This window comes from Anaeromyxobacter sp. PSR-1, assembly GCF_000964525.1.
Lineage (GTDB): Bacteria > Myxococcota > Myxococcia > Myxococcales > Anaeromyxobacteraceae > Anaeromyxobacter.
This window is the reverse complement of sequence record NZ_BAZG01000240.1, coordinates 1-5,548: the sequence shown is the minus strand read 5'-3', so window position 1 is coordinate 5,548 and position 5,548 is coordinate 1. Positions and strand designations below refer to the sequence as shown.

The window sequence follows — 5,548 nt, the reverse complement described above, 5'->3', positions numbered from 1 at the left end:
CGCGAGGCGCCGGAGCGGACGGTGCGCGAGCCCACCCGCGTCGCCAAGGCCGAGCCCGCGCCGGCGCCCGCGACGCGGAAGCGCGACTCCGTCCTCGACTTCGAGAGCAACGACGCCGCGCTCGACGCCGCGCTCGGCGGGACGAAGCCCGGCGCACGCTCGGTGTACGTGCCGCCCGCGCCCGGCGGGGGCGCGCTGCCGGACCGCGTCTCCGACTCCCAGGTCAACGAGACCATCCTCGGACGCGTCTCCTCGCTGCAGCAGTGCGTGCAGGAGCAGAAGGCGCGGGATCCGGCCGCGTCCGGCGTGCTGAAGATGCGCTGGAGCATCACCCCCGACGGGTCGGTGCAGAACGCGAAGTGCGCCACGCCGGAGTACGCCTCCGGCCCGCTCGCCCAGTGCCTCTCGGGCGTGCTCCGGGGCACGAAGTTCCCGAGGTCGAAGAGCGGTCGCTCCGACGTGACCTTCCCGATCAAGTTCTAGCCGCGCGATCCGGGTTCACGCAGGGCGGGGGCCGGATCCGCCGGCCCTCGGACGGGCTCGGGGCCGGCGGGGCGGGGCGCTCCCCGTGGCGCCAGGCGGCCGCTCGCGCGTGCGGCCATCGGCGCCTTGACCCCGTCACCCCGCGCTGACATCTTCAGCCTCGCCGCTCGCGCCCCGCGACCTCCGAGGTGAGATGCCCTTCGAGCTGAAGCAGCCGAAGCAGCCTTCCGTCCCGGGCGCTCTCTACCGCCCGCTCGAGGAGATGGGGCTGGCCGAGCTGGAGGCGCTCCGGCTGGTGCTGCGCGGCGGCTCGGTGGTGGACTGGCGCCGCCTGGACTTCACCACCGCCGCCGAGGTGGACGCGTTCCTCGGCCTGAACCTGTTCGACCTGGAGGACCCGCGGGACGAGCGCCGCCTGCGCGCCATCCTGGGCCAGGCGGTCGAGTACCTGCGCCACGCGTTCGGCTACCGCGTCGCCGACCCGGTGGCCATGCCGGACGACGTGCGGGACCTGTTCCTGCTCGCCTCCGGCGCCGCCGAGCCGCGGAAGTACCGGCGCATCGCCTGCGTCGTGCTCAAGGTGATGCACGTGATCCACCACCTGGAGGCGCGCGAGCTGCTGTTCCGCACGCCCATCCGCGAGAGCGATCTCTCGGAGCGGGTGGACCGCCGTATCATGGCCGAGGGGGCCCGCATGCAGGCGGGCGGGCTGCCCATCCTCGAGTTCGCCGGCAGCGTGAAGGCGCGCGGCTCGCTGGTGACGAAGCTCATCGCCAAGAAGGAGTCGGTGGCGGCGCAGATCTTCGACCGGGTGCGGTACCGCGTCGTCACCGAGACCCCGGAGCAGATCGCGCCGGTGGTGTGGCACCTCACGCGGACGCTGTTCCCGTTCAACTACACGGTCCCGGGCCAGACGCAGAACAGCCTGGTCCGCTTCGTGGACCTCCTGAAGCGGCACCCGCGGGGCGCCGAGCTCTCCGGCCAGCTGCAGCTCCCGCCCGACCTGGAGCGGCGCGATCCCTCAGAGCCGCGCAACGAGTTCAGCGGCCGCGGCTACCGGGTGCTGAACTTCGTGGTGGACCTGCCGGTCCGCATCGACGACCTCCTGCCGCCGCTCGACCCGATGGCCGACGAGCTGGGGCGGATCGTGTTCTCGCTGGTGGAGTTCCAGGTGGTGGATCGCGCGACCGCGGAGGCGAACGAGGCGGGTGACTCGTCGCACGAGCGGTACAAGCGCCGGCAGCTCAAGCGCGTGCTCCGGCGCCTCTCGCGCGGCCTGGTGGTGCCGAAGCGCAGACGGCGAGGTGGGTCATGAGGGAGCCGACCAAGAACAGCCCGCAGGACCGCGGCGAGGTCGTGATCGCCGGCGTGTGCCAGGTGTGCGGCGCCGAGGGGGACACCATCGCCGTGCCCGGCGCGCCCGCGCCGAACGCCTTCTGCCCCCGCTGCGCCATCGAGTACGGCGAGGCGGCGGGCGAGGAGGACGCGCACGGGGGCGGCGAGATCTAGGGGTCAGCCCGCGGCCGCGGCGAAGGACACCGAGTCCACGCCGTCGGTCCACTGCTGGTAGTGGAGCAGCCGCGCGCCGGCGCCGGCCGCGCGGAGCGCGGCGTAGATCGGGGCGATCCCGCAGAGCCGCCGGCGCGCGCCGTCGCGGACCGCGTCGCGGTGGAACCCCGCCGCGTCCCCGGCCTCGACGTAGCGGAGCGTCCGCCGGTCCGCGGCCGCGAGCGCGGCCAGCTCGGCCGGCGCGGGCGGCCGGGCGTCCCCGTACATGGGCCCGACGTGGGCGAGGTCGGCGGCCGCCACCCAGCACACGCTCCGCCCCGCCACCGCGCGGGCGAGCGCGCCGAGGAACGGGGCGGTCGCGGCGGCCGGGTCGGCCAGGTGGCCGATGGAGGAGCAGAGCACCGGCAGCACGGTGAAGGGCCGGCGCAGCCGGTGGGCCAGGATGACCGCCTGCAGCTCGACCGAGTGCTCGTCGCGGTGGCAGAGCTCGTCGCCGAGCAGCGCGTCCTCGCCGAGCGCGGCGCAGAGCGCGTCCACCAGCGCGCGGTCGGTGCGGACCGGCCCGAGCGGCGTGCCGTAGTCGAGGCGGGTGAGCGTGAACCGGCGCGGCGGGGTGGCGTGGGCGGTGCCGAAGATCACGAACAGGTCGGCCCGGCTCGCCTCGAGGGTCCGGTACGCGTGCGCGTAGCCCGCGGCGCCGCGCGCGTAGTCGATGTGCGGCGCCACGAGCACCCGGCCTGGCGCGGGCGGCGCGGCCGGGGCGCCGGCGGGGAGCGCCAGCCAGCGGTCGAGCGCGCGGCGCAGCGCGCCGGGGGCGTCGGGGTAGACCGCGCCGGCGCAGGCGGGCGGCCGGAACGGCGCCGCGCGGTACGTCGAGAGCGCGCGCTGGCCTGGCCCGTCCACCCCGCGCTCCGTTCAGCGGCGGCCCTTCTTCCGGGCCTTCTTGCGCGCCTGGCGCTCGGCCTTGCGCTTCTTCTTGCGCGCCTCGCGCTCCTTGGCGGACTCGATCGCGATCGGCTCGGGCGCGTAGCCCATCATCCGCGCGCGCGCCATGGCGCCGGCCGACATGGGCGGCGTGTAGCCCTTGGGCAGCCCGGCCATCTGCGCCGCCATGCGCGGGTCCACCAGGCCGCCCTGCATGGCGCGCTCGACCGCGTCGGCGTCGGCGCCGAGCACGTCTTCCATGCCCTTGCCCTGCATCTTCCGCAGCTGCATGAGCTGCTTCACGCCGGGCAGCCGCGCCAGCAGGCCGGGCGCCGACCCCACCTGCTTCATCACGCCGCGCATCGCGTTGTACTGCTTGAGCAGGTCGCGGACGTCCTTCTCGGTCCGGCCGGAGCCCTTCGCGATCCGCTTCAGCCGCGGCTCGGTGATCGAGTCCGGGCGGAGCCGCTCGGCCTGGGTCATCGAGTCCACCATCGCCACGATGCGGGTGAGGGCGGAGTCGTCGAACTGGAAGTTCTCCGGGAGCTCCCCGAACATCGGGAACTTCTCCATGAGCTCGCCGAGCGGGCCCATCTTCCGGACCATCCGGATCTGGTTGACGAAGTCCTCGAGCGTGAAGTCGCCGGAGAGGATCTTCTGCGCCTCGGCCTCGGCGGTCTCCTCGTCGACGTGCTGCTCGAAGTCCTTCACCAGGCCGACGATGTCGCCGAAGCCCAGGATGCGGGAGGCGAGCCCCTCGGGCCGGAACTCCTCCAGCCGGTCCAGCGCCTCGCCCATGCCGAGGAACTTGATGGGCTTGCCGGTGACCTCCTTGATGGAGAGCGCCGCGCCGCCGCGGGCGTCGCCGTCGAGCTTGGTGAGGATGAAGCCGTCGATGGCGAGGCGCCGGTCGAACTCGCTCGCGGTCTTCACCGCGTCCTGGCCGATCATGGCGTCGGCGACCAGCAGGATGTTCTCGGGCGCGACGTTCGCCTTGATGTTCTCGAGCTCGGTCATCAGCTCGTCGTCGATGGCGAGCCGGCCGGCGGTGTCGTAGATGACCGCGTTGCGGTGCTCGCGCTGCGCCGCCTCGAAGGCGTGGCGGCACATGTCCGGCGGCGACACGCCCGGCTCGTGGAACACCGGCACGCCGAGCCGCTCGCCCAGCACCTTGAGCTGGTCCACGGCGGCGGGGCGGTACACGTCCGCCGCCACCAGCATGACCTTCTTGCCGTCCTTGAGGAGGCGGTTCGCGATCTTGCCGGCGGTGGTGGTCTTGCCGGAGCCCTGCAGGCCGACCATCATGATGCCGGTCGGGCGGCCGCGCTCGCCCTGGCGGAGCGAGGTGTCCACCGGGCCCATCAGCGCCTCGAGCTCGTCGTGGCAGATCTTGACGAAGTGGTCCTGGGGCGTGACGCGGAGCTGCCCCTTCTCCGTCTTGATCTTCGTCTCGACCACCTCGCCGATGGCCTTCTCGCGGACCCGGGCGACGAAGCGCTTCACCACGTCGAACGAGACGTCGGCCTCGAGCAGGGAGACGCGGATGTCGCGGAGCGCGTCGTCCACGACCTCCGGGGTGATCTCGGTGCGCCCCTTCAGCTTGTTGCGGGCAGCCTTGAAGCCCTTGGATACGGTCTCGAGCACTCGGCGTGATCCTTTCGGCCCTGGCTGGGCCACGCGCCGCGCTTATAACACGGAGATGACGAGGTTTCCGCCCATGGACGAGGGCCCCCGGTACTTCACCGTCGAGGAGGCGAACGACCTCGTGTCCGACCTCGAGATCGAGTTCGGGCGGGTCGCCCAGGTGCGCGCCGACATGGTCGCGTGCGTGGAGGCGCTGGGCGGCGCCGAGGTCGCGATGGCCATCCTGCAGCGGGGCGAGCCGGGCCCCGCCGGGCACGAGGCCGGCGCGCGGCGGCTGCGCGCGCTGGCGGACCAGCTCGCCGCGGCGGTCGAGCGCATCAACGGCCTCGGGTGCCTGGTGAAGGACCTCGAGGCGGGCCTGGTGGACTTCTACTCGCTCCAGGACGGCGAGCCGGTGTTCCTGTGCTGGCAGTACGGAGAGCCGGCGGTGTCGCACTGGCACCCGGTGGACGAGGGGTTCGCCTCCCGCCAGCCGATCGAGGGCGTGACGGTCCGGCCCCCGGCCTTCCTCAACTGAGGGGTACGACCGCGCCGGCGCCGGGGGCCGCCGCCGCCTCCAGCCCGGGCGGAAAGGGTAGGCCGAGCGAGGCAGCGACCGCCCGCACCAGCTCGGCCTCGTCCGCGGTGACGCGGCCGTCGGCCCGGACCACGGCCGAGCACGCCTCCAGCGTCGCGGCCTTCACGGTAGGTGACGCCGCGTCGAGCCGGTCGAGCGCGGTCTCCAGCCGCCCGAGCCCGAGCTGCTCGCGGGGGAGGAGTCGCCACGGGCCGCGCGCGCCCAGCGCCCGCGCGCCCGCGTCGAGCGCAGCCTGCGCCGCGGCCGCGTCGCGCCCGCCGGTCCAGGCCAGGCAGGAGAGCAGCTCCAGGCACTCCGGCCCGGCCTCGTCCACGGTGCGCAGGAGCGCCCGCGGCGGGGGGCCGGCGCCGCGGGAGAGCCGCCGGAGGACGGCGCGGAGCACGGCCAGCTCGTAGGGCGACACGGCGCGGT

7 protein-coding genes are annotated in these 5,548 nt (G+C 74.1%); 4 read left to right on the top strand and 3 right to left on the bottom strand.

What is annotated here, in order from left to right; all coding sequences use genetic code 11:
• The 3 genes from PSR1_RS21295 to PSR1_RS21285 form a co-directional block, all read left to right on the top strand.
• Positions 1-483, top strand: a 483-nt coding sequence (locus PSR1_RS21295; RefSeq protein ID WP_152643408.1) for an AgmX/PglI C-terminal domain-containing protein, incomplete at its 5' end; no start/stop codon positions are given.
• Between the two features lie 193 nt (positions 484-676).
• Positions 677-1,798, top strand: coding sequence for a TIGR04552 family protein (locus PSR1_RS21290; RefSeq protein ID WP_059439371.1), 1,122 nt, complete (start codon positions 677-679; stop codon positions 1,796-1,798).
• On the top strand, positions 1,795-1,992 hold the full coding sequence (locus PSR1_RS21285) for a hypothetical protein (RefSeq protein ID WP_059439370.1): 198 nt from the start codon (positions 1,795-1,797) through the stop codon (positions 1,990-1,992). The genes PSR1_RS21290 and PSR1_RS21285 overlap by 4 nt, the downstream gene beginning before the upstream one ends.
• A 3-nt stretch (positions 1,993-1,995) precedes the next feature.
• On the opposite strand, the gene amrB is transcribed toward PSR1_RS21285, so the two are convergent.
• Positions 1,996-2,895, bottom strand: a complete 900-nt coding sequence (amrB, locus tag PSR1_RS21280) for an AmmeMemoRadiSam system protein B (protein WP_059439369.1) — start codon at positions 2,893-2,895, stop codon at positions 1,996-1,998.
• Between the two features lie 12 nt (positions 2,896-2,907).
• Positions 2,908-4,560, bottom strand: coding sequence for a signal recognition particle protein (gene ffh / locus PSR1_RS21275; RefSeq protein ID WP_059439368.1), 1,653 nt, complete (start codon positions 4,558-4,560; stop codon positions 2,908-2,910).
• 55 nt (positions 4,561-4,615) lie between these two features.
• On the opposite strand from ffh, the gene PSR1_RS21270 reads away from it, so the two are divergent.
• On the top strand, positions 4,616-5,077 hold the full coding sequence (locus tag PSR1_RS21270; protein ID WP_237758187.1) for a DUF2203 domain-containing protein: 462 nt from the start codon (positions 4,616-4,618) through the stop codon (positions 5,075-5,077).
• On the opposite strand, the gene PSR1_RS21265 is transcribed toward PSR1_RS21270, so the two are convergent.
• The coding region (locus PSR1_RS21265) for a TerB family tellurite resistance protein (RefSeq protein WP_193388402.1) at positions 5,070-5,548 on the bottom strand (479 nt) is incomplete at its 5' end. The two genes, PSR1_RS21270 and PSR1_RS21265, sit on opposite strands and share 8 nt — an antisense overlap.